This window comes from Actinoplanes subglobosus, assembly GCF_042650585.1.
GTDB lineage: Bacteria > Actinomycetota > Actinomycetes > Mycobacteriales > Micromonosporaceae > Actinoplanes > Actinoplanes subglobosus.
In genome coordinates this window covers 227,029-250,236 of record NZ_JBHSBL010000028.1, presented here as the reverse complement: position 1 = coordinate 250,236, position 23,208 = coordinate 227,029, and the positions used below count along the sequence as shown (strand labels likewise).

17 protein-coding genes are annotated in these 23,208 nt (G+C 70.1%); 7 read left to right on the top strand and 10 right to left on the bottom strand.

Translation table 11 applies throughout. From position 1 onward, the window contains the following. Positions 1 to 5: 5 nt before the first annotated feature. From ACFO0C_RS41595 to pgi, 3 genes are all read right to left on the bottom strand, one after another. The gene (locus ACFO0C_RS41595; protein ID WP_378072347.1) at positions 6 to 443 is read right to left on the bottom strand and encodes a hypothetical protein; all 438 of its coding nucleotides are present in this window, start codon (positions 441 to 443) and stop codon (positions 6 to 8) included. 461 nt (positions 444 to 904) lie between these two features. Further along, positions 905 to 1,975: a winged helix DNA-binding domain-containing protein gene (locus ACFO0C_RS41590; protein WP_378072346.1), complete on the bottom strand. Its 1,071-nt coding sequence runs from the start codon at positions 1,973 to 1,975 to the stop codon at positions 905 to 907. A gap of 33 nt (positions 1,976 to 2,008) precedes the next feature. After that, positions 2,009 to 3,640: a glucose-6-phosphate isomerase gene (gene pgi / locus ACFO0C_RS41585; RefSeq protein ID WP_378072345.1), complete on the bottom strand. Its 1,632-nt coding sequence runs from the start codon at positions 3,638 to 3,640 to the stop codon at positions 2,009 to 2,011. A gap of 188 nt (positions 3,641 to 3,828) precedes the next feature. Here pgi and ACFO0C_RS41580 point away from each other — a divergent pair, with 188 nt between their 5' ends. The 4 genes from ACFO0C_RS41580 to ACFO0C_RS41565 all read left to right on the top strand — a co-directional run bounded on the left by ACFO0C_RS41580 (position 3,829) and on the right by ACFO0C_RS41565 (position 12,119). Continuing rightward, a complete protein-coding gene (locus ACFO0C_RS41580; RefSeq protein ID WP_378072344.1) occupies positions 3,829 to 4,776 on the top strand; it encodes a hypothetical protein in 948 nt (315 codons plus the stop codon). A 78-nt stretch (positions 4,777 to 4,854) separates the two neighbouring features. Continuing rightward, the gene (locus tag ACFO0C_RS41575; RefSeq protein ID WP_378072343.1) at positions 4,855 to 6,189 is read left to right on the top strand and encodes a DprA-like winged helix domain-containing protein; all 1,335 of its coding nucleotides are present in this window, start codon (positions 4,855 to 4,857) and stop codon (positions 6,187 to 6,189) included. Continuing rightward, entirely contained in the window at positions 6,186 to 8,870 is a 2,685-nt protein-coding gene (locus ACFO0C_RS41570; RefSeq protein WP_378072342.1) for a DUF6493 family protein, read from the top strand. The genes ACFO0C_RS41575 and ACFO0C_RS41570 overlap by 4 nt, the downstream gene beginning before the upstream one ends. A 183-nt stretch (positions 8,871 to 9,053) precedes the next feature. Next, a complete protein-coding gene (locus tag ACFO0C_RS41565; protein ID WP_378072341.1) occupies positions 9,054 to 12,119 on the top strand; it encodes a DUF7824 domain-containing protein in 3,066 nt (1,021 codons plus the stop codon). 207 nt (positions 12,120 to 12,326) lie between these two features. Here ACFO0C_RS41565 and ACFO0C_RS41560 read toward each other — a convergent pair whose 3' ends face one another. From ACFO0C_RS41560 to ACFO0C_RS41550, 3 genes are all read right to left on the bottom strand, one after another. Beyond that, on the bottom strand, positions 12,327 to 12,992 hold the full coding sequence (locus ACFO0C_RS41560) for an esterase/lipase family protein (protein ID WP_378072340.1): 666 nt from the start codon (positions 12,990 to 12,992) through the stop codon (positions 12,327 to 12,329). A gap of 95 nt (positions 12,993 to 13,087) precedes the next feature. Next, positions 13,088 to 13,291, bottom strand: a complete 204-nt coding sequence (locus tag ACFO0C_RS41555) for a hypothetical protein (protein ID WP_378072339.1) — start codon at positions 13,289 to 13,291, stop codon at positions 13,088 to 13,090. Positions 13,292 to 13,723: 432 nt separating this feature from the next. Next, positions 13,724 to 14,350: an SIMPL domain-containing protein gene (locus ACFO0C_RS41550; protein WP_378072338.1), complete on the bottom strand. Its 627-nt coding sequence runs from the start codon at positions 14,348 to 14,350 to the stop codon at positions 13,724 to 13,726. Positions 14,351 to 14,829: 479 nt separating this feature from the next. Here ACFO0C_RS41550 and ACFO0C_RS41545 point away from each other — a divergent pair, with 479 nt between their 5' ends. Then, entirely contained in the window at positions 14,830 to 16,920 is a 2,091-nt protein-coding gene (locus ACFO0C_RS41545) for a serine/threonine protein kinase (protein WP_378072337.1), read from the top strand. Positions 16,921 to 16,942: 22 nt separating this feature from the next. Here ACFO0C_RS41545 and ACFO0C_RS41540 read toward each other — a convergent pair whose 3' ends face one another. Next, on the bottom strand, positions 16,943 to 17,899 hold the full coding sequence (locus ACFO0C_RS41540) for a DUF7507 domain-containing protein (RefSeq protein WP_378072336.1): 957 nt from the start codon (positions 17,897 to 17,899) through the stop codon (positions 16,943 to 16,945). 318 nt (positions 17,900 to 18,217) lie between these two features. Between ACFO0C_RS41540 and ACFO0C_RS41535 the strand changes: the two genes are divergently transcribed. Then, positions 18,218 to 19,429: a DUF1996 domain-containing protein gene (locus tag ACFO0C_RS41535; RefSeq protein WP_378072335.1), complete on the top strand. Its 1,212-nt coding sequence runs from the start codon at positions 18,218 to 18,220 to the stop codon at positions 19,427 to 19,429. Here the strand turns inward: ACFO0C_RS41535 and ACFO0C_RS41530 are convergent. Beyond that, positions 19,423 to 19,980, bottom strand: coding sequence for an exonuclease (locus ACFO0C_RS41530; RefSeq protein WP_378072334.1), 558 nt, complete (start codon positions 19,978 to 19,980; stop codon positions 19,423 to 19,425). The genes ACFO0C_RS41535 and ACFO0C_RS41530 overlap by 7 nt on opposite strands. Before the next feature lie 176 nt (positions 19,981 to 20,156). Between ACFO0C_RS41530 and ACFO0C_RS41525 the strand changes: the two genes are divergently transcribed. Continuing rightward, positions 20,157 to 20,687, top strand: a complete 531-nt coding sequence (locus tag ACFO0C_RS41525; protein WP_378072333.1) for a hypothetical protein — start codon at positions 20,157 to 20,159, stop codon at positions 20,685 to 20,687. Between the two features lie 107 nt (positions 20,688 to 20,794). Here ACFO0C_RS41525 and ACFO0C_RS41520 read toward each other — a convergent pair whose 3' ends face one another. After that, a complete protein-coding gene (locus tag ACFO0C_RS41520; protein ID WP_378072332.1) occupies positions 20,795 to 21,955 on the bottom strand; it encodes an acyltransferase family protein in 1,161 nt (386 codons plus the stop codon). 162 nt (positions 21,956 to 22,117) lie between these two features. Beyond that, positions 22,118 to 23,161, bottom strand: a complete 1,044-nt coding sequence (locus ACFO0C_RS41515) for a glycoside hydrolase family 26 protein (RefSeq protein WP_378072331.1) — start codon at positions 23,159 to 23,161, stop codon at positions 22,118 to 22,120. Between the last annotated feature and the right edge of the window lie 47 nt (positions 23,162 to 23,208).

Sequence of the window (23,208 nt, the reverse complement as noted above, 5' to 3'; positions counted from 1 at the left end):
TGTCTTCACCGGTTCCAGCCAGCTTCACCGGTTCCAGCCAGCGAGCCGGCACGGTCCCGGGCACCCGTCGACCCCTCGAAACGCTCCCCGCCGCGCTGACGTGAAACGGTCATCCGCTGCCGGAGACACAAGTGGTCCCGACCTTCCTGCCCGTTCCAGGACCATTCGATCTCGATCTCCCAGTAGACGTCGAACTTGCTCGCCACGGCCTCGACCTGGAATGATTCGTTTTTCGCCGACACCCCGTACGGGAATTTGATGGGCTCGAGCCTGAGGTCTTCAGCTGCCCCGAATATCTCCGACGTGACAGTTGGCGGTTCGACATCGAGATTCGATCGCGGAAACTGATACGTCGTCGGTTCCCCGCAACCGATAGCCACCTCGGTCCCCGTCAATGGCGGATTGCGGGTTCCGACGACGACCGCCCGGATCCCACGGATCACGACGTCGGGCTCCTGCCTGGCATTGGTCGGGCTCCTGTCTGGCATTGACGGTGACGACCACACCGGACTGTCTCGAATGAACCGCATCCGGACTGGTCACCCCTTGAGTCACCGCGCCGGATGCGGGAGCTGGGATCTCGGCCGGCTTCTTGTCGGTGATCCAACGCTGGAGACAGTAGTTGTCCTGGACGGCCACTGCCGCGGCGATGGGCTGTCGGTCGTCGGCAGCCGACGCCGACGGTGGAACACTTGGCTGCGCAGGCTGAGGAGATGGCGCCGCGGTGAGCGAGGTGTCCTGAGACTCACTTTGGAACATGCCGGTCACCGCAGCTCCAGCAAGTGCTGTGACCAGTGCGAAGAAGCCACCGAGCACAGCTACGAGAACATTTCGGCGGACCACCGAAGTCGCTTTCTCCGCCATCTCTGACTATCGACGGCAAGCACTATCAAATGGACATCGATCATTGAATGAACTTCACCGTGAGCGGGAGGCCGATGAAAGCGGCGAACGGCTCCAGGGCAGGGATCGCCTCGGCGAGGTCGAAATCGGCCAGCGGCTCCACGGTGACCGTCACCGCTCTCTTGCCGAGTGTGCGTGTCCACGTGGCCACCACCCGGCCGTCGTGGACCAGTGTGGATCGGAAGACACCGTTACCACCAGGAATGATCCTGGCGACCTGCTCCTTGGTGGCCATCATGGAGCGGTCCTTGTAGCCCAGCATGTACTCGTCGAAGCCGGGCAGGGCCCACCAACCCGTCACCGGGCCGGCGTCGAGCACCTGCGGGTCGGCGAACATCTCGACGCCGTCGACGTCGACCGCGGTCAGGCCGGCCGCGGCCACGCCTTTGCGGCAGTCGGTGACGGTCAGGCCGGTCCAGCCGGCGAAATCCTTCACCGTCGTCGGGCCGTGCGAGCGGAAGTAACGCTTCGCGAAGATGGCCAGGCCCTCCTCGCGGGATGGGCTGTTGCGCTCGGCCGCCCACTCGTCGAGCAGGACGAACGTCTGCTCACTGCCCCGGTTGGGCGCTATCGCGGTCACGCCGCGCTGACTCACATACCAAAGAAGGTGGTAACCGCGCTGACCCTCGACCGAGATGCCGCCCTCGGTCAGCGCGGCCATGCACTCCGATCGCGTGAGGCGGCCGCCCCCGGCCGCGACAGCGGCGGCCAGCACGTCCATCGCCAGATGCGCGGTCTTCTCGTCGAGCCCCAGGAACTCCCACCGCTTGGCGACGCCGCTGAGCGTGCGGACGCCAGCCAACTCGAGCATCCAGTGGGCGTCGGCGGACGGGATCAGGTGGACGGTGCCGCGCATCGGCCACGTGCGGACCACGTCACCGCGCTCGGTGGCGGCGACCACCTCCGGCAGGGTCACCCCCGGCAGGCGGGCACCGAGTGACCAGAGCACGCTGTTGAGGTCTTGCGCCTGCATGGCGCCGAACCACTCGACGACGCCCAGCACATCGGGTCGCGTCTGCGCGCCGAGCAGCAGGCTGGTCATCCGGAGGCTCAGGGCCGTGTTGGTGTCCACGGCCCTGAGCCTAGAGAACGGGTACGACAGAAATCAGCGGCCGCGCTGCGCCCTGTACCGCTTGATCAGTGCGTTCGTCGACGAGTCGCCGTCGTCGGCCGGGGTCTCCCGGGACGTCAGTTTCGGTGCGAGCTGGTTGGCCATCACCTTGCCGAGCTCGACACCCCACTGGTCGAACGAGTTGATCTCCCAGATCACGCCCTGGGTGAACGTGATGTGCTCGTAGAGGGCCACCAGCTGCCCGAACGTGGCCGGGGTGAGGCGCTCGGCGAGGATCGTGGTGGTCGGGTGGTTGCCCTGCATGACCCGGTGCGGCGCGATCTTCGGATCGGTGCCCTCGGCCTCGACCTGCTCCAGCGTGCGGCCGAAGGCCAGTGCGCCGGTCTGCGCCAGGAAGTTGGACATGAACAGGTCGTGCATCTCGCCGATGTCGTGGCTGGGCACGCTGAAGCCGATGAAGTCGGCGGGGATCAGCTTGGTGCCCTGGTGGATCAGCTGGTAGAAGGCGTGCTGGCCGTTCGTGCCGGGCTCGCCCCAGAAGACCTCACCGGTCTGGAAGGTGGCGGGCTCACCGGACAGGCGCACCGACTTGCCGTTGCTCTCCATGGTGAGCTGCTGGAGGTAGGCGGCGAAACGGTGAAGATACTGCGCGTAGGGCAGGACCGCGTGCGACTGGGCGCCGAGGAACGTGTCATACCAGACATTGATCAGGCCGAGCAGAGCCGGGACGTTGCGCTCGATCGGAGTGCTGCGGAAGTGCTCGTCGACGGCGTGGTAGCCGGAGAGCATCTCGGCGAACCGCTCCTTACCGATGGCGATCATGACGGAGAGACCGACCGCGGAGGGCAGCGAGTAGCGGCCGCCCACCCAATCCCAGAAGCCGAACATGTTGGCCGTGTCGATGCCGAAGTCGGCGACCTTGGACGCGTTGGTGCTGACCGCGACGAAGTGCTTGGCGACCGCGGCCGCGTCACCGCCGAGACCCTCCAGCAGCCAGGAGCGCGCCTCCTTGGCGTTGGTCAGCGTCTCCTGCGTGGTGAAGGTCTTGGACACCACGATGAACAGGGTGGTGGCCGGGTCGAGGTCGTGCGTCTTCTCGAACAGGTCGGTGGGGTCGATGTTGGAGATGAACCGGCACTCGATGTCGCGCTGGGTGAAGTCCTTCAGCGCTTCGTAGGCCATGACCGGGCCCAGGTCGGAGCCGCCGATGCCGATGTTGACGACGGTCTTGATGTGCTCGCCGGTGTGGCCTTTCCACTCGCCGGACCGCACCTTGTCGGCGAAGGCGCCCATCTTGTCGAGGACCTCGTGCACGTCGGCGACGACATCCTGCCCGTCGACGACCAGCGCCGCGTCGCGCGGCAGCCGCAGCGCCGTGTGCAGGACGGCCCGGTCCTCGGTGATGTTGATGTGCTCACCGGAGAACATGCCGGTGATCTTCTCGCTCAGCTTCGCCCGCTGCGCCAGCGCGAACAGGGCGGTCAGCACCTCATCGGTGACCAGGTTCTTGCTGTAGTCGACATAGAGGCCGGCGACCTCGGCGGCGTAACGGTCACCGCGCTGCGGGTCGCTGCCGAACAGGTCGCGCAGGTGCACCGCGGCGAACTTCTCGGCCAGCCCCTGGAGGGTCTGCCACTCGGCGCTGTCGGAAACGTGTTCAGCCATCTCTCCCACTCCGAACCTGGACGACGCACAAATCGTGGCACGATCCGCAGCCCGGCACCCGCGAACCGGCCGCACTGTCGTGTCCTGTCCGCGAGGTTAGTCCTCCTGACCACACGATGCGGCCTCGGTGTCCTTCTTCTCACTTCCGTGAACCCGATACCCATAGGACGGTGATTTACACTCCGCCGATGATCTTCAGGTGGTCGGTCGCGGTCGCCCGTCATCGCCGGAAACTGCTGGTGACGGCTGCTGTGCTGGTCGGGCTGGCACTACTGGCCCGGCTGTTCGGCGCGGACCCCGACGATCTGGCGCCCTATCTGGGATTTCCGGCGTTCGGGGTGCTGGTCGCCTGTCTCGTGGTCATGTTCGCTCCGTCCTCGCGACGCGCGCCCGCCTCTTTCGTCGTGACGGGAGGCGGGTTCCGTACCCCCGAAATCGCCGTCGTCCCCCTTGCCGGCACCGCTCACCTGGGCCTCCTCGGGATCTTCGCGCTCTTTCCCGGCGAATTCCTGGACGCGGGCGCGGGCCGCAAGTTGCTGATCGTGATCGCCGTCGTGATGTACGCCGGCTACCTGCGCGCGCAATGGCGGGGTTTCGGCCTGACGCTCACGCCGGAGGGGCTGCACGCGGACAAATGGTCGGGGTCGATGACCGTTCCGTGGACCGCTCTGGACGCCGGACAGCCCGCCTACCAGGAGGGTGAGCTGGAGCTGGCGTTCAGCCGGCCGGAGCAGGTCGGATACACCGGCGTCGTGGTGCGGAAAACCGTGCCGGTGGAGGGTCTCGGTGTGCCGCCGGAGTTCGTCGTCGCGGCGATCCACCATTATGTGGCGCATCCCGGCGAACGGACCTCGATCGGCACCGCCGAGGGCCACGAACGCCTGCTCGCCGCGGTCGGTGTGGGCACGCCGCCCCCGTCCCCGAGTGAGCCCCTCACTCGCGCGCGCCTCCTCGTGCGTGTTCCCCTCTGCGTGGTGGCGGTCGCCGCGATCCTGTTCGGCGACGGCTGGGCGATGGAGCGACTGGGTGAGGAGTCACTCCTCTCGTTCGGCGTGCACCTGGTCGCCCTGACGGCCGCCGGGACGGCGAGCGGCGTGGTCGTCAAGGCCGTCCGGGACCTGTGGCGGACCCGCTGACGCAGGTCGGACGGTTGTCCGCACCTTGGATCCGGACGGCCGGTCGAAAATGTCGTACCCCGCATCTAGGTTCTGCGCATGGTTTCCGCGGCGTACTCGTACCTCGGCTCGTCGGCCCTCGACGACGGCCTCACCTTGCAGACCTCCGGCGGCCCGGCGGCGCACCCGCGCTTCTACACGGGCTTCCTCACCGATCCCGGCGCCGCGGCCACCGGCCTGTTAGCCGTGGCCGAGGTCGCCCGGACCCGATACTTCCGGCCGCTGCCACCGGCCAGCCTCGATCCGGTCGTCACCGCCGGCTCCGACCGGCTGCGGTTCGAGTCGTTCTCCGGCTGCTGCGGCGTCTACGTCCGGATGGACGTGCTGCCCGGCGGTCTCGACGGCGACATCATCGCCCACGGCACCACCAACGTCGACGTCAACGTGCCACTCCAGCGGGCGCTGACCCGCGTCGGGCGGGCCGATCCGATGCACGTCGCGGTCGGCCCCGACGATCTCACCGTCACCACGTTCGACGGCAAGCTGGTGGAGAGGAAGGTGCCGTTGCCCTCGCGCTGGCTGCGCGGCTTCGCCGAGGCCCAGGTCCTCACCGCCCGGTTCGACCCACGCGCCGAGATCGGCGTCGCCGAGGCCCGCATCCTGCTCAACCGGCTCCCGGCCACCGACAAGTCGATCCTGTGGGCGGTTCCGGCAGGGCGCTCGCTGCGCTTCACCTCCCGGCCGGTGCCGGGCGCCGTTTGCCTTCCGGGCGCCGGGCGGCTGGCTGCGCTCAAACCCTTCCTGCGGTATGCGACATCGCTGCGCGTCTACGGCCCGGCTGTCGCCGCGGGCAGTGGCCCGGTCGCCAGCACCTGGGAGCTGGGCATGCCGTCGCTCCGCCTGTCGCTGACGCTGTCACCGGAGCCGTACCGTGGCTTCTCCGGTGAGGGCGCCGTCCTCGACGCCCTGGCCAGCGACGAGGCCTCCGACGACGCCGACCTGGTCAGCGCCCTGCTCTCGTGGGACCCGACGATCGACGTGGACGCGCTGGCCACCGCCTCCGGGCTGGACGCGGGCCGGGTCCGTGACGCCCTGACCCAGCTCGGCACGGCCGGGCGGGTCGGTTACGACGTGGCCGAGGCGGGCTACTTCCATCGCACCCTGCCCTATTCGGCCGATGTGGTGGAGCGGATGAACCCGCGGCTCGCCGGCGCCCGCGCCCTGGTCACGGCCGGTGCGGTGACCGCCGGGCCGGAGGTGTCGGTGGTGCGCAGCGGCGAGGAGACCTACCACGTCCGCGACGCCACGTCGTGCACGTGCCCGTGGTGGGCCAAGCACCGCGGGGAGCGCGGGCCGTGCAAGCATGCGCTCGCCGTCCGCCTCGTGCAGGCCGGGACGGTCGCCGAGGACGCCGGCGAGGAGGTGCCGGTATGACCCTCGACTGGGAGACCGTGGACCGGCGGGCCCGCAGCGGCGATCAGCCCGGCGTGGCCCGGCTGATCCTCCAGGCGACCGAGGCCGAGCGGCTGGCGTTCGCCAAGGCAGTCGAGGCCGGGATCAAGGACACCGAGCCGGACCTGCGCTGGCGGGCCGATGTCGACCCCGGCCCGGCCATGGCGCTCGCCGTGATCGGGACGGCGCCGACCGCGGCCCGGGCGGCGACCATGTTGCTGCGGCGTCAGTTGCGTGACTCGTGGCCGCAGATCCAGTTCGGCCGGCTGACCCAGATCGCCGATGCCCGGCAGCTGGACTGGCTCGGCGAGCTGGGCGAGCGGCTGTGTGCCCGGCTCCCGACCCGTGATGTGTGGAACGGTGATGAATGGGCCTTCGTCGCCGGCGTGCTCCAGGCCGGTGACGCCCAGCCACCGGTCACCGAGGGTGTGGTCCGGGGCTGGCTGGCCCGGATGATCCGGCCCCGCGGCGAGCGGATGCCGCCGTTGACCATGCGGTTGCGCGACGACCCGTACCTCGACGTGCTGCTGCCCGGTGTGTTCGAGATCGACGGTATGGGCGCCGACATCTACAACGCCACCTGGGGCGAGGGTTCCGCGCTGCCCAGGTCGGGGACCCGTTTCCACGACGCGGTGGCCGCCCTGGTCGCCGAGGGCCGGCTGGAGCGCAAGACGATCCTGGTCGCGGTCATCGACCGGCTGGCCCGCGGCGACAAGCCCAACGCGTTGCGGCCCTTCGTGCTGCTGCACGACGAGCTGGCGCCGACGGTCGACGAGATCGCCGCCCACGCCCTCGACTACGCACGGCTGCTCGCCGAGGGGCCGGGCGTGATCGCGACGCTCGCACAGCGCTGCCTCCGCACCCTCGACGACACCGGCCGCCTCGACCTGGACACGTTGCTGGAGGCCAGCCGTCCGGCCCTGCTCCGCAAGGAGAAGACGCCGGTCAAGGCACAGATCACCTGGCTCGAAAAGGTGGCCCGGCGCGAGCCGGAGCGGGCCGGTGAGGTGTTCGAGACGATCGCCGCCGCGTTCGGTCACCCCGCGCTGGAGATTCAGGAGCGGGCGCTGACGCTGATCGCCAAGCACCTGTCCACGCTGCCCGGCGACGCCGTGGCCAGGATCGCCGACGCGTCCACGATCCTGGCCGGCGACCTGCCGGCCCGGGCAGCAGCCGTGTTCGGCACGACGGTCGTCGCCGAGACCGTGCCCGAGCTGCCGCCCTATGCGGGGCCGGCCCCGATGCCGGCGCCGATCACGGCCGCGGCCGAGCTGGCCGAGGAGATCGCGGTCCTCGTCCACGACGAGTCCGGGATCCGGTGGGAGCGGGTCCTCGCCGCGCTCGTCACGCTGCACGCCGACGGCCGCCGGGCGGAGCTGGCCGCGGTTCTGCCGCCGCTGCTCGACCGCTACCAGGGCGATCTGACCGCCCACTCGTGGAACGAGGGTGCGGCCCTGAGCTGCCTCGGTGCCGCTATCACGGCGGCGACCGGCCTTCCCCGCGATCACGCCACCTACCAGCGGCTCTACGGCGCGGTGCGGATCGCCTGGCAGGAGGGCCGCCGGGGGGACACCGGCTCCGACCTGCCCGCCGGTCCCGACGGTGTCCTGGCGCTGCGGGTGGCGGAGATCGCGGTCCATCTGAACGGTTCGATGATGCCGATGCTGGTCGCCACACCCACCCAGGTGAACGGCAGCATCGACGCCGAGGCCCTGCTGGCCCGGCTGGCCCGCGCCGAGGCCGAGGGCTGGCAGCCGTGGTCGTTCGACCTGGAGCAGGCGCTCCTCCGGCTGCCCCGCTCGACCGCCCCCGAGGTGCTCGACCGGGCGGCGGGACTGACCTCACCGGCCGGGCGGCAGTTCGCCCAGTGGCTCGCCGGCGGCGGCCTGCCCGACCCGGTGAGCGAGCCGTTCACACAGGTCGGCGAGACCAATGCGCGCGGCGAGTTCCTGTGGGACCCGGCGGTGACCCGGCGGATGGCGGCGACGCTGCGCCCGTCCCGCGACGGCGGCCTGCGTCTGGAGCGGCAGCTGCTCACCCTCGATCCGGAGAAGCATCCCGAGTGGGCACCGGACCAGTTCGGGGAGCTGCCGGGCGTGCTGTCGATGGTGCTGCCACACCACCGGGAGGTCGCCGCCGCCTGGGCGATCGGCGAGCTGGCCGCTCTCGCCGACCAGGATCAGCGTGGCAACGGTCGGCTGCTCCCCCTGCTTGCCGAGTGCACCGGCCCGGTCGGCCCCGCGCTGGCGTATGGGTTGGCCTACACGTTCGGCGCCAAGCAGGAGGCGGACCGTGCCGCCGCTGTCGACGCGTTCCTGGTGATGGCGACCGGCACCGAGCCGTTCGCGGCAGCGGTCGGAACGGCACTGGCCGACCTGGCCTCGGACAGCGCGGTGAAACTCAACCGGGCGCTGCCCGCCCTCGCCGACATTCACCGTTCCGGAGCGTCCGCCGCGATCTGGGAGCTGCTGACCGCGGCGCTGCCGCCGCTGCTCGCCGCCGGCCATCGGGCCGTCTCCGACATGCTGGAGCTCGCCACCCAGGTCGCCGTCGCCACCGGCGCCCGGGCAGAGATCCCCGGCCTGGCCGAGACGGCCGCCCGACCAGGCAGTTCCCGGCAGGTCCAGGAGGCGAAACGACTGTTCTCCACCCTGTCGGCCTGACCCACCCCGCCGCTCGTCCGCGGACCGCTCCCCCGGCACCCGCGGACGGCCGGGCCCCTCCCAACGCCGGCAGGTCCTTCTTTCAACCGGCCCCCTCCCCTGCCGGCGACTTCTCGCCGCCGGCAGCACGAATCCGCCGGCCAGCCAAAAGCGCGGGCCGGCAAGACGAACGTGGAGCGCATCATGAACGGGATCACCTGGGAGACCGTCGATCGGCTCGCCCGTGACGGTGATCTGGACGGCATCGTCACGGTGCTCCGGGCGGCCACGGCAGCCGATCGGGTGACCGTCGGCGAGCGGGCCGAGACGGCGATCCTCACGGCCGGGCCGGACACGTGGTGGCCGACTGCCATCGGCGGAACCGGTCGCGCGCAGGTCAACCCGGCGCCCGGATATGCGATCGCGGTCGTCGGCTGCGTGCGGTCCGCCGCCAAGGCCGCGACACTGCTCGGAAAGCTCTCGGCCCGGACGTCGAACCACTCCTACCTGGTGCGGGTTCGGGAAGCCGCCGGGCTTCGGGAGCCGTCGTGGCTGGGCGACGTCGGCACCCGTCTCGCCCGGCGACTGCCCACCCGTGACCCCCGTTCCGAGGACTGGAGTCTCGCGGCCACCGTGCTGCTGGCGGCGAGCGCCGAACCACCGGCCACGGAGGCGTTCGTCCGGGGCTGGATCCGGCAGCTGTCGCGACCGGGGTTGCCGGGTTCGGAGAGTGTGCCCCTCGCTTCCCGGCTGGCCACGGATCCGTTCCTGGACCGTCTGCTACCCGCGTTCTTCGAGATCGACGGGCTGGGCAGGGATGCGGCGGCCGACTTCTGGGATCCCGATACCGGCCGGTGGGAACGGGCGCCGTGGTTCCCGGCAGTGATCCCCCGTCTCGTCGCCGACGGCCGGCTCGACCGGGCCGGAGTTCTCGACGCCACCGTCGGCCGCCTCGAACGTGGGGGCCGGCCCGCCGCCCTCCGACCGTTCGTGCTGCTGCACAACGCGTTGGCGCCTGCCGTCGACGAGGTCGCCGCTCACCGTCCCGGTTACACCCGGATGCTGTCCGCCGGGCCGTCGACCGTCGCCGGGATGGCCCAGCGAGCGCTTCGTGCACTCGACGACGCCGGGCGCCTGGACCTGTCGGTGCTGCTCGAAACCAGCGAGGTCACGCTGGCGCGCCCGGAGAAGATACTGGTCAAGGCACAGTTGAGCTGGCTGTCCAAGGTCGCGGCGAGAACTCCCGAACGGGTGAGCGAAATCCTTCCGTCGCTCGCCGCCGCGTTCGGAAACCCGTCCTCCGAGATCCAGCAACGAGCACTCGATCTGGTCGCCAGGCTCCATCGATCCATCACACCCCGGCCCGGCACGGACCGCTCCACCGCATCTCCACCCGACCTCGCCGGACCGAACCGTCCGTCCCCGTCTCAATGGAGTGAGGAACGGCTCGCCGCGGCGGTCGACCTGCTCAGCGGTGACCTGGCCGAGCAGGCGGCCGCTCTGCTCGGCTTCCCCGAGCCCGGCCGTGTACCGATCCACCAGCCAGGGGGCCTCGCCACAGTGGCTGAGCGTCCGGCCGTCGTGGTGGCGCGGAGCATGCCGGCGGCGGTAGCACATCCGGTGAAGCTCGCGTCCGAAGTGACATCGCTGCTGGTCACGGAGACGGCGGTGCGGTGGGAGCGGGTGCTCGCGGGGCTGGTCGCGTTGACGGCCTCCGGGCGCGGTCCGGAACTGGCCGTGCTTCTCGCGCCGCTGCTGGAGCGGGAACCCTGGCTGTTCGAGGAGCAACTCTGGGCTGCACAACGCCGGACAGTGTTTCTCGGGGTGATGATCCGCCGGCTCCGGGATCCGGACGATCCGGGACCGGTGTGGAAACGGATGGTCGCGGCGGTCCACCACGCCTGGGAGACCGGACAGCGCGGCGGGCCCGACTCGGCGCTGGCCGCGACACCGGAGGGCGTCCTGGCAGCGCGGATCGCCGAGGCGGCCCTGATGTTCGTGGAATCCCCCGTGCCGATGCTGCTGGCGACACCGACCCACGTCAACGGCACTGTCGAGGCCGCGGTCCTGCTTGAACGGATCACCCGGTTCGAAGCGGAGGGCCGGGAGCCGTGGCCGCTCGATCTGGAACAGGCCCTGCTACGCCTGCCCCGCCGGGTGGATGACGCCGTCGTCCGACAGGCCGCGCTGCTGACCTCGCCTGCGGGCCGGTCGTTCTCCGCATGGCTGGCCGGCGGTGGCCTGCCGGATCCCGTGACGGTCCGGATCGTGCAGGAGACCGCGCCCGCCACCGGGATCACCTTCGACAACGTGGTGGGCATGTCGCTCCGGCAGCCGGCGCCGGCGGAGCCCTCCACCAGTCAGGACGCATCGGCTTCCGAACCGGCCAGTACCGAACCGGCCTCCGAACCGGCCAGTACCGAACCGGCCTCCGAACCGGCCAGTACCGAACCGGCCAGTACCGATCCGGCTTCCGGGCCAGCCCACGGCAACCCGGCTTCCGGACCGGCAAGCGACGGCGGCCACCGCAAGCGCCGGGTCCTGGCCGACATGCGGCCGAACGGCACCGGTGGCCTCCGGATGGCGGCCCAACTGTTCGAGTTGACGCATCCGAGGGTGCTGATGTGGCTGCGTTCGGGTCCGGGGCGGGACGGCGACGTGCTGGCGATGGTGCTGCCGCATCATCGGGAGGCCGTGGCTGCCTGGGCACTGCCGGATCTGGCCGGCCTCGCCGAACCGGACGCTCGCGGAGCCGGCAGCGGACATCTGTTGCCGCTGCTCGCCGATGGTGACGGCCCGCCCGGCCCGGCCACAGCGATCGCCCTGGCCTATGGCCTGAGCGCCCGGCACGAGACGGATCGCGTCGCCGCCGTCGACGCTTTCCTGGCCCTGACATCCCGCCATCGACAGGGCGCCGCCGACGAGATCCCAGCGCCGCCTGCCGTGGCCGGGGCGGTCGGTACCGAGGTCGGGCGGCTGTGCGAACCCGAGGGCCCGGTGAAGGTGAGCCGGGTGACGGCGGCGCTGACGGCGGCTCATCGGGCGGGCGCCACCGTCGCGGTCTGGGAGGTGCTGGAGGCCGCCCTGTCTCTGCTGCTGCCGAAGGCGCCACGGGGTCTGCCCGACCTCCTGGCACTCGCCACCGAGGTGGCACATGTGACTGGCGCACGCGGTGAGATCGCCGGTCTGGCGGCCGTCGCGAAGCGGCGGGGCTCGGCCCGGCTCGCGGTCGAGGCTCGGCGACTTCACACGCTGCTGACGACGCCATGACGGCCGCACCCCCGGACGGCCGCACGACCGAACAGCCGCACGACCGAACAGCCGCACGACCGAACAGCCGCACGACCGAACAGCCGCACGGCCGTCATGCCAAGGTCGACCCCACGATCACCGCGTCGGCCGGGTGCGGCCGACCGCCGACCGCCCGAGGTGATGGGTGGTGGTGGACCACAGTGTTCGGTGGGAGACGAGGTGGAATCAGGTGTTCAGGAAGGACCTGATCTGGGCGAGTGTGATGGTGTCGGTGAGGTAGCCGAGGTGTGTCTGGCACGCCACGTAGTTGTTGGTCGCGCCGCTCAGCATGGTGCTGGTGTAGGGGATGATGATGCCGTCACACGGGGAGTACCACGTGGCGTAACGAGTGCTGCCGGGGGTTTCGTCGCCGGCGCTCAGGGTGTTGACGAACGACGAACCCGGATACATCTGCTGGCAGGTCACGAAGACCAGGCAGGCCCCGGCGTAGGTGGTGCCGTGGTTGGCGCCGGCGATCGAGGCCAGGTGCCGGACGTACTGGGCGCCGCCCAGCTGCTTGAGATACCACTGGCTGACCAGGCCGCCCATCGAGTGGTTGACGATGTCGACCTGGGACGCGCCGGTGCGGGAGCGGACCTGGCTGACGTAACTGGCCAGGCCCTGCGCGTTGGTGATGTTGTTGCCGTAGGAGTTGTACTCGTAGGCGAAGAGTTCGCTGCTCGAATAGCCTCCGGCCCGGAACACCGACATCGCGGTGGTCCAGTTGGAAGCGCTGCCGGTGTAACCGTGAACGAAGATCACCGGGGTGCCGGGGGCGGCGGCCGCCGGGAGGGCCGGGCTCAGGGCGAGCGCGGCCAGCACGGCGATGAGGAGGACGACGAGACGGCGCATGAAACCTCCAAGGGAGTTCGGGGGTTTCTGCATCGTCAGTGCAATAGATGTGAACGAGCATCGGTGAAATCGCCAGCGGTCGATATGTGGCGGGTTCAGCCGGAGCGGCGGACCTTTCGCATCAGCATCGCCCAGACACCGGCGCCGGCTCCCGCGTCCTGCGTCACCGCCCCGGCCGCCGAGCCCATGAACAGGGCGTTCGCACAATCCGGGCAGACCTCACGACCGGTGACCGTCTTCTCGAACGGCTCGCTGACGCGACGGCCGCAGTCGGGGCAGTTCCCGCCTGACAAACCCATGCTCGCCTCCGGTTCTCGGGCACCCCAGCCTACGGTCACCGCACCACACCGAGCGCCGGCCCGGAAAACACCCCAAGGCGAAGGCCCACCGGGGGTACGGCCACACAGGCGCACGAACAGTCGAGACCCGTAACGCACGACAGAGTCGAGGCACCCGGCACAGCGGCAGAAAGGGCCGGACCCCGGCGGCCAGTAGATGGACACCGGACTCCACGGCCAGCAGGTGAAGGCCGGACCCCACGGCCAGCAGGTGAAGGCCGGACCCCACGGCCAGCAGGTGAAGGCCGGACCCCACGGCCAGCAGGTGAAGGCCGGACCCCACGGCCAGCAGGTGAAGGCCGGACTCCACGGCCAGCAGGTGAAGGCCGGACTCCACGGCCAGCAGGTGAAGGCCGGACTCCACGGTCAGCAGGTGAAGGCCGGACTCCGCGGTCAGCGGGTGGAGGCAGAGCCGAGGATCCACTCCACGGTCACGGTGACCGACAGGCGCTGGCGACCCGGTTCGATCGGGGCGGCGGAGTCCATCGCTGCCATCGCGGCGGTCATCTTGTCGCGCTGCCCGGGTCCTGACCAGCCGGTATCCGCCTCATTGATCTTGACTACCCGGCCGAGAGGGCGGGCCGATTCGCGGGCGTACAGTTCGGCCTTGCTGCGGGCGTCGGCGAACGCCTTCTTCCGCGCCTCGGCGAGCAGGGCCGCGCTGTTCTCGACCGCGAACGACACCCCGTTCAGCCGGGCCGCGTCACCACCCGCCTTGATCGCCGCGCCCATCAGCGTCCCAGCCTTGCCCAGGTCCCGGATGGTGGCGGTGAGTCCCTGATTGACGGTGTACCCGGTGAGTTTCCCGTTGTCGTCCTGGGTCGAATTGACGCTGACGTTCGCCGTCTGGAGGTCGGCTCGCGCGACCCCGGCCCGGATGAGAGCGTCGCGCATCCGGGTGGCCGCGGTGACGGCCTGATCGAGGGCCGCACCGACAGTGGAGGCGGTGGTCTCGACGGCGAAGTCCGCGGTGAGCGTGTCGGGCTCACCGAAGACGTCCCCGGTACCGGATACGACCACACTCTCCCAAGCCGGATCAACGGCCGGCGCGAGAGAAGAGGCCAACGCGAGAACAGACGCCGGCGAAACCAAGGACACCGGAGAAGGGGACGCCGCTGGCGCGAAAGCCGAGCGCGGCCCGCGCGAAGTGAACGACGCGAGGGACGCCGCTGGCGCGAAAGCCGAGCGCGGTGCGAGGCCTGCGGTTGGAGTTGCTGCGACAACAGCAGCCGACGCCGGACTTGCACCGATCGTCGACGACGAGAACGCGCCGACGGTGGTCAGAGCGACGATTGCCGCCACACGTGTTCGATTCATTTTCCCACCTTTGAAGCCGTATTCCCCCTATTCAAGGCTGCGCCGCCGCTACCCCACCGCCATTTCCGGGTATCTCGGCACGTCAGGGCGAGGGTGCATCTGATCGACCCGCGGCATGACGGGACCCGGCGGACTGCGTACTGTATGTCGGTCCTTGCCGAAATCTGTCGATGGGTTGACCGATGAAGAGCCCACTGCGCCCCGGCGACCCGCACGAACTGGGCGGATACGAGTTGCTGGCCCGGCTCGGCGAGGGCGGCATGGGATCGGTCTTCCTCGGTCGCCGCAGGGAATCCCGGCACAGCAACGACTCCCTGGTCGCTATCAAGATCATCAAGCCGGAGTACGCCCACGAGGAGGAGTTCCGGGGCAGGTTCCGCAGTGAGGTCAAACGCGCCCGTCAGGTCCCCCCGTTCTGCACCGCCGCGGTCCTCGACGCCGACCCCGAGCACCGCACCCCGTACCTGGTGGTGGAGTACGTCGACGGCCCGAGCCTGGACGAGGTGGTGACCCGTGAGGGTCCGCTGGCCGACAGCCGCCTGCACGGCGTGGCCGTCGGGGTGGCGACGGCACTGACCGCGATCCACGGCGCCGGCGTGATCCACCGTGACCTCAAGCCGCGCAACGTGCTGTTCGCGCTGGGCTCCCCCAAGGTCATCGACTTCGGGATCGCCCGAGCGCTGGAGGTGACCAGCCAGCACACCCACCCCGACCAGATGGTGGGCACGGTCGCCTACATGGCGCCGGAACGGTTCGACGGCGTGCACCGCGACATCACCCCGGCCGCCGACGTGTTCGCCTGGGGTGCCGTCATCGCCTACGCCGGGACCGGCCGTACCCCGTTCCGCGCCGACTCGCCGGTCGCCACCGCGGCCCGCATCCTGACCCAGCCACCGGACCTGACCGGCCTGTCGGGCCCGCTCGCCGACCTGGTCGCGCTCGCCCTGTCGAAGGATCCGGAGGACCGCCCGACCGCCCACGAGCTGCTCAATCTGCTGCTGGCGCAGAACACCGACCCGGACGCGATCCGGCGGCCCCCGGCGCTCGACCCGCGGCTGCGGCAGGTCGCCGAGGCCGCTCAGCAGTCCGGGCGGCACGAGTCCGGCGCCGGCAAACGCCCGGTGGGACGGCCCGTGCCCCCGAAGAGGCGACGGCGGAAGACCGTCGTCGCCACCGCGGTCGCCACCGCCGTCATGGCTGCCGCCGGCCTGTACATCGGCGCGCTCGACGACGACGTCGAGTCCGAGTCGTTCACGGACACGGTGACGCAGACGTCGATGCCGGTCCCCGGCAAGGTCCGCGGTCCGTGGGTGGTGGACGCTCTCGACCGGCGCGGGCAGTGGAGGGCGGTCACCGACGAGTTCGGTGGCCGCTGTTCGTTCAAGGACGGCCTGCTGATCACGACTCCGAGTTACGCGACGATGTGCCCGGGCCCGGCCGGGACGTTCGCCGGTGACCAGGCGATCTCCGCCGACGTCGCCGTTCACACCGACAAGTCGTGCGCGGAGGTCCAGTTCCGGACGGTGGGCGACAGTTCCTACTGGCTGGACCTGTGTCCGCGGATCATCCGGATCCGGCATCAGGGCGCCGTGCAGACGACGACGCTCGGCGAGGTCGAGTCCGACCTGTTCGCACCCCGCCTGCGCCGGGCCGTCGTGCTGACACTGTCGGACGAGGAGGCGTCGGTGACCGTCGACGGCGAGTCCGTGCTCGACGCGTCACTGACCGATCCGAGCCTGCTGGCGGGCACTGTCGCGTTCGGTGTCGGCCCGGTCGACGACGCGCGCGACGACGAGGTCACGGTCAGCGCGGTCGTCACGCAGGCGGAGATCCGGCCGATCGAGGACTACGTCGAACCCGCCGACCCGTCGATGCCGGTCTTCACCGACGTCCGGACCGGAGACACCCGGTCGACGGTGAAGGTTCGCGGCTACTACCCGAAGTCACGGTCGATCGTGGTGGAGCCGGTGCTGTTCATGACCGGCGACGAGTACTGCAAGACCTTCGGCCTGGAGCCGTCGCCGGACGCGCCGTGCGAGCAGGCGTGGGTGACCGAGGACAGCCGCATGGTCGTGACCCTGCCGATGTCGGCCACCCCGAAACTGACCAGCGTCTTCGACGACCCGGAGCGCTGCGCGGGCGACCCGGTCACGGTCGGGACCTGCACGATCGTCGCGGAGAAGCTCGCCGAGCGACTCGGGACCGACGGGCTGGCCGAGATCACCACCAGGGACGGCGTCGTCACGGGAGTGGCCGAGACCTACCTCCCGTGACGACCGCGGTCCGCCTGGGGCCCTACGACGTGAAGCGGGTGCGGCGCTGACGCGCCACCAGGAAGATCACGCCACCGGCGATCAGCAGGCCGATGCCGGCGCCGGCGATCAGGGTGCCGTTGGAGCCGGTGATCGGCAGGCCGCCGCCCTCACCGCCGGGCGCGTCCGAGGAAGCCGACGGGCTGGGTGCCGCGGCGGACGCGGAGGCCGAGGCGCCGGCTGACGCCGACACCGTCGCCGAGGGGGCCGCGGTCGGCTCGCCGTTGCGCTCGAGCTTCACCGTGAAGTCGCCCGGCTTCGCGCTGATGGAGAACTCGGAGTAGCCGCGCTCGACGATGTCCCATCCCGCCGGGGCGGTGAGGGCCGACTTGTAGCGCCCGACCTGCACGGCCTTGAACTCGGCCCGGCCCGCGGCGGAGCTGGTGGCCCGCAGCACGATCGGGTCGGGGGTGTTGGTCCGCTCGGTGAGCGTGACACCGAGCCCGGCGACCGGGGCACCGCTCTTCGCGTCGACGGCTTTGACCGTGTAGTCGCCGAGCTGCCCCGGAACCCGGATGCTGCGGTAGGCGATGTTGTTACCGGTGTTCTTGTCGCCGTTGGCGCCGGCGAAGTAATACAGAACCTGGACGGAGCCGTTGGCGAGCGCGGGCTGGGGGACGACGCCGTCGCGGGTCAGCACCTTGGACTCACCCGGCGCCAGGTCGAACTTCGGGCCGCCGATGAGAGCGGGCGACGTCCAGGTCAGCTCCTCGTCGAACTCCCGCCGGATCGCCACGTCGGTCGCGGCGGCGTCGCCGTCGTTGGTCACGGTGACCGTGAGGGTCAGCGCGTCACCGACGGCCGCGATGTCCCGGCTGAACGCGAGCGACGTCCGGATGTCCGGCTGGGCCTCCTCGGCGTGGGCCGGCGAGCCCAGCGCCAGCGATGCGAGCCCGGCGCCGACGGCCAGTGCCGCGGCGGTCACCTTGCGAGAAAACATTGCGTAGCTCCCCGTGATGCTGTGGACGAACCGCAAGAGCTTATAGGTAACAGTAAATTCATGAGCCACCCCAAAACCGACATTTGGTACGGCTACGAGTGATCCTCATTACGTCGGAGCGGGGCCGGCACTCCGGGGACGCACGGAAACGAACCCGATAACACTTTCCTGTCACGGGCCGGCGAATCACGTACCAATGGACGGTCTTTTCTTTGCTTTGTTTTAAGTGCCTGTCCGGCGCCCGCGACGGATGCCTAGCATTTCGGCGGCCGATCGGTCCGGTCACCCAGCCGCGCATGTCATGTCAGGGAGTCACCCGTGTCGTCATCCCCGTTCCCCGAACCCGGCGCCGGCCGCCATGCCCGCCGTCCGCGTGGCCTGGCCGTCGTCGCCGTCGGCGCCGCCGTCGCCCTGATCGCCGGGGTGGCCGTGTGGGTGACCCGGTCCGGCGAGACCACCGACGCCGGACAGCCGTCGCGGAACGTGGGTGCCGTCCTGCCGCCGGACGCCCCGGCCGCGAGCGGTGCCGGAACCCCGGCCGCCGGCGTGACACCGTCCGGTTCCCGGTCCGCGGCGTCCGCTGCGGTCTCGGCGAGCGCCACCACCTCCGGGAAACCCGCGGTCCAGGCCGTGGCCAAGGGCGGCTGGCTCCCCGTCGACCAGGCCGCCTGGGGCAAGCAGCTGGCCGATTACGAGCGCACCGAGGCCGACCCGCCGGGCAACGCGGGCAACCTGCCGGAGTTCCGGGCCGACTGCACGTACAGCCACCGCAAGCCCGACGACCCGATCGTCGCGCCGGGGCTGCCGGGCGCCTCACACATGCACTCGTTCGTCGGCAACAAGGCGGTCGACGCCGGCACCACCGCGGCCGACCTGATGAAGTTCACCGCGACCACCTGCAAACCGGCCGTCGACCATTCCGCCTACTGGGTGCCGACCCTCTACGAGGCGGCGTCGAAAAAGCCGGTCGAGACGTCGGGATTCCGCGTCTACTACCGTTCGCTGCGAAACAATTCGACCGGCATCGTGCCCATTCCCAACGGGCTGCGAATGATCGCCGGTGACGCGAAGAAGAAGGTGCCGACACCGCGGGGCACGCAGGGGCAGTTCTACTGCGCCTTCTACGGTCCCGGTGACATCGACGGCTACGCCCGCAGCGACAACGGCAACTGGCCGATCTGCGGCGAACCGGCGAGCCTGCATTTCATGCTGCAGTTCCCGGACTGCTGGGACGGCAGGCACCTGGACAGCCCCAACCACAAGGACCACGTCGCGTTCGGCACCGACAAGGGCTGCCCGGCCGCCCACCCGGTCCGCATCCCGGCGCTGACCTTCGACATCGCCTACGGCGCGAAGGGCTCGAAGGCCGGCTACTACCTCTCCTCCGACCCGGACGGGAGGAGCGCCTCGTCGATGCACGGTGACGCGTTCCTGATGTGGGACGCCGACGCCATGAACCAGCGCGTCCGCAACTGCATCGCCCAGCGCCGGACCTGCAACAACACCGGCTACGACCCGTTCTCCTACTGACGCGCCGCCGCGAGCATCGAGCAGAAGAGAGTGCCCTGCTCCAGGGCGTCGTCGAGGGCGACGTGGCTGTGCGGTGACCGGTCGAACCAGGACCGTGGCATGGTCCGCTTCACCGTCGACCGGAAGTCGGTGCCCAGCAGTGCCATCGCGTAGGACTTCATGTCCAGCGCCGAGTGGGAGAACGGGCTCGCGCCGGTGAAGCGGATCAAATACCAGTGGACGAACATGAAGTCGAAGGCCGCCGGGTAGCCGACGAAGACCGGACGGCCGGGCAGGCCCTCCAGCCAGGTGCGGTAGGCGGTCATCGCCTCCGCCGGGTCCTGCTGGCCGGTCCGGCTCGCCTCCCACGCCCGGGGCTGGGTCGCCCACCAGGCCATCGTGTCGGGGTGGCCCTCGGCTCCGGGCAGCGTGGTCAGGTTGGCGGTGAAGGTGCCCAGCAGCGTCTTGTCGGCGGTGAAGGCCGCGGAGGCGAAACTCAGCATCGAGTGCGGGCCGGGGATCGGTCCGTCGGTCTCGACGTCGGTGCTGACGTAGATCTCGGGTCTTGCCATTGCCGCACCATAAGGGCGCGCTCGTGGCAGCGTCGACCGTATTCCCCGACGAAGGAACCGTCCGGAGCACCGTATTCCCCGATGAAGGAACCGTCCGGAGCACCGTATTTCCCGACGAAGGAACCGTCCGGAGCACCGTCACGTCTCAGGCCCTGCCGACCGGGAGGAGCCACCCCATGCACGCACGAGTCACCACCACCGTCGCCGTTCTGCTCACTGTTATCGCAGGTGGTTGCGCCCGCGCCGAGGTGGAACCGGCAGGGCCCGGGCCGGTGGCGCCGGAGGTCCACGCCCGGTGGGAGTCGTGTCCGCCGGCCGGCGACCCGAACGAGTCGACGCTGGAGGCGTACGGGCTGCCGGTTCTCGATGACGCCTTCCAGCCGGTCGCCGCGGTCGTCTGCCGGGTCGAGCTCCGGGAACGGGCCGGCGGCGGGACCGAGACGATCGCCGAGGAGCTCCGCGCGGAGGACGTCGGCGCTCTGGTCACGGCTCTGCGCCTGCCCGACGAGGCGGCCACCGCGCAGGCCTGTACCGAGGAGTTCCACCTGGTGCCGTGGCTCGCTCTGCTCGACCGGGAGGGGCGCTGGGTCCGGCCCGGTGTCCCGATCGACTCCTGCCGTAAACCGCGTATCGAGTTCCGAACGGCGCTCGGCGAGCTGACGACCACGACCGTGAGCAGCAGGATCGTGGAGCAGCCCGGGCGGTGAGGCGGGCAACGGCCCGGATGGCCGCGAGGCGGCCGGGACGGGCCGGCGGCCTCGCGGTGTGGTCCGGGACGGGGCCGATGCGTTCGGGGGCTGCCGGTCCCGTACCGCTAAGAGGTCTTCGTCAGCGCGGGCACCGGGACCGGGCCGGGAACGGTGACGGAGGGTTCGCGGGTCCAGCGGGAGGTGATCCGGATCAGCCAGCGGCGGCCGGGTTCCTCGATGTACTGATGGGCGCCCTCGGCGATCAGCAGCAGCACGGCCAGGGTGACCAGCAGCGCGCCGTAGGGGACCCAGCCGTGCCCCGTCCTGATGACGTCGCTGGTGGGCATGCCGAAGAGGATCCAGCGGTGGGTGATGTAGAGCGCGTAGCTGGCCAGGCCGAGGCGGACCATCGGGGTGGTCGACAGGAAGCGGGCCAGCCATCCGTGACCGGAGGCCAGGCTGATCATGGCGAGCGCGAAGGGGACGGCGAAGTACAGGCCGTAGGCGGCGGAGCTCCAGCCGGAACCCGACGGGTGGAAGGCGGCCAGACCGAAGACGTAGGCGAATACGAACGCCTGGATGGCGTGGTGGCGCCCGGTGCTCCAGTGTCTCGTGTACGGGATGAGGAACGCGCCCGCCATGCCGCAGACGAACATCGGCAGGTGGCAGAGCGGGTTGCGGTAGAGCCAGCGGTGCGCGGAGGCCGGGTTGTCGGCCCGCATCGAGGTGTGGCCGGTCAGGTTGAAGGCGGCCCACAGCGTGAAGATGATCAGCGTCATCACGAGGATCAGCAGGACCGGGCCGCGCCAGCCGAAACGGCGGGCCAGCCCGGCGACGAGCGGGATGAGGAACGGGAACAGCAGGTAGAAGAACAGCTCGACGCCGATGGACCAGCCGGGGCTGTTGTAGTAGCCCATCGCCACCTTGAGGTCACCGCTCCAGGTCTGCACGGCGAGCAGGTTCTGCAGCAGGGCCCAGCCGGGGTTGTCGCGGCCCTCGATCCAGCGGATGGCCACGCAGTAGCCGACGACCACCCAGTAGAGGGGCATCACCCGGGCGATCCGGGCCAGGTAGAACCGGACGGTACGCCGGCCCTGCCATCCGTCGAGGTGGGCGTAGTTGTAGGCGAGCACCACGCCGGAGAGCATGAAGAACATCGGGACGCCGATGTGGCCCCAGCCGGCGATCTTGGCGAGTGGCTCGGGCAGGCTCGCCGGCACCCCACTGTGCGAGATGACGACACCGATCGCCGCTACCGCCCGCAGGCCGGTGAGAGCCGTGAGCACGGGCCTGTTCTGTTCTGCCACTTACCTGGTCCCTCGTGAGCGTGGAGCCGACTCGGCATTGCAGCAGCGGCCGGCGAACGCAAAGTGTCCGGACAGGAAATGCACAGCGAAAAGCGCCGCCCGGCGGGAAACCGGACGGCGCTTCTCGTTTGCGGTGGTACGTCAGCCGAGCTTCACCTTGAAGATCGGGTTGGCGGCCAGCTTGCGGAACGCGGCCAGCGAAGCCGGGGTGCTGTCGATGCTGATGTCGCGGTCGCCCTGGTCGTCCTTCTTGGTGTCGAAGTGCACGATGGCCTTGATCGCGGGGCGGTTGCGCAGCTCGGCGACGACACTGTTGTAGACGGCGGACTTGTCGGTGTTGCGGCCGACGCGGTGGTAGGCGCCCCACTCGGCGACCATGATCGGCTTGCTCTTGTGCTTGGTGACGGCCCAGTCGTAGAAGCCGAGGCCACCGCCCTTGGGCTTGCGGTCCAGCAGGTCACCGAAGTCACCGAAGTGGTAGTAGCCCTTCTCGACCGAGACGTAGGAGTCCAGGCCGATCCAGTCCACGACGTCGTCGCCCGGGTAGAGGTCCTTCCACCAGGACTGCGCCATCCACTTCTCGTTGCCCATGTAGGCCACGACGTTGACCACGTTGGTCACGCCCTGCGCGCGCAGGCGCTTGATGGTGTGCCGGTACATGGCCGCGAAGTCCTTGGCCTCGTAGCCGGAGCCCTTCCGCGCGACGACGTCGTTCTCCGGCTCGTGGTTGAGGACCAGGAAGAACTTCTTGCCGTACGCCTTGGCACGCGCGGCGAAGGCGTCGATCCGCTTGTTCTGCTCGCCCTTGGCGACCTTGGCCCACGACGAGCCGTAGGCGATCTTCCAGTTGAGCAGCAGGGCACGCGGGTTGGCCGGGTCGTTGGTCATGGCGATCTCGGCCTTGGTCGGGAACGCCTCGTCGCCCTTGTGGTACTGGTGGAACAGGCTGGCGGTACGGCCGCTGGCCTTCTCCCAGGTCTTCAGCGCCTGGTCACGCGGGGTGCTGGTGAATCCACCGGCCGCGCCGCCCCAGAGGACGCCGCAGGACGGGACGAGCTTCGCGTCGGTGACGCAGTTCGCCGCGGGGGCGGCGGTGGCGGCGGTGGTCGGGGCCAGAGCGGCTCCGGCGCCGGCGAGAACGGCGGTCAGAGCTGTCAGGAACTTCGGCAGCTTGGCCAGGCGCATTCAGTGACTCCCCCAGTTTGTCCGGCTCGTTGTCGGCCGGGCATGGG

Bases quoted from the DNA above. Each gene is read 5' to 3' on its own strand.
- pgi (WP_378072345.1), bottom strand. From the start codon at position 3,640: ATGGCTGAACACGTTTCCGACAGCGCCGAGTGGCAGACCCTCCAGGGG.
- ACFO0C_RS41580 (WP_378072344.1), top strand. From the start codon at position 3,829: ATGATCTTCAGGTGGTCGGTCGCGGTCGCCCGTCATCGCCGGAAACTG.
- ACFO0C_RS41575 (WP_378072343.1), top strand. From the start codon at position 4,855: ATGGTTTCCGCGGCGTACTCGTACCTCGGCTCGTCGGCCCTCGACGAC.
- ACFO0C_RS41570 (WP_378072342.1), top strand. From the start codon at position 6,186: ATGACCCTCGACTGGGAGACCGTGGACCGGCGGGCCCGCAGCGGCGAT.
- ACFO0C_RS41565 (WP_378072341.1), top strand. From the start codon at position 9,054: ATGAACGGGATCACCTGGGAGACCGTCGATCGGCTCGCCCGTGACGGT.
- ACFO0C_RS41560 (WP_378072340.1), bottom strand. From the start codon at position 12,992: ATGCGCCGTCTCGTCGTCCTCCTCATCGCCGTGCTGGCCGCGCTCGCC.
- ACFO0C_RS41555 (WP_378072339.1), bottom strand. From the start codon at position 13,291: ATGGGTTTGTCAGGCGGGAACTGCCCCGACTGCGGCCGTCGCGTCAGC.
- ACFO0C_RS41545 (WP_378072337.1), top strand. From the start codon at position 14,830: ATGAAGAGCCCACTGCGCCCCGGCGACCCGCACGAACTGGGCGGATAC.
- ACFO0C_RS41540 (WP_378072336.1), bottom strand. From the start codon at position 17,899: ATGTTTTCTCGCAAGGTGACCGCCGCGGCACTGGCCGTCGGCGCCGGG.
- ACFO0C_RS41530 (WP_378072334.1), bottom strand. From the start codon at position 19,980: ATGGCAAGACCCGAGATCTACGTCAGCACCGACGTCGAGACCGACGGA.
- ACFO0C_RS41525 (WP_378072333.1), top strand. From the start codon at position 20,157: ATGCACGCACGAGTCACCACCACCGTCGCCGTTCTGCTCACTGTTATC.
- ACFO0C_RS41515 (WP_378072331.1), bottom strand. From the start codon at position 23,161: ATGCGCCTGGCCAAGCTGCCGAAGTTCCTGACAGCTCTGACCGCCGTT.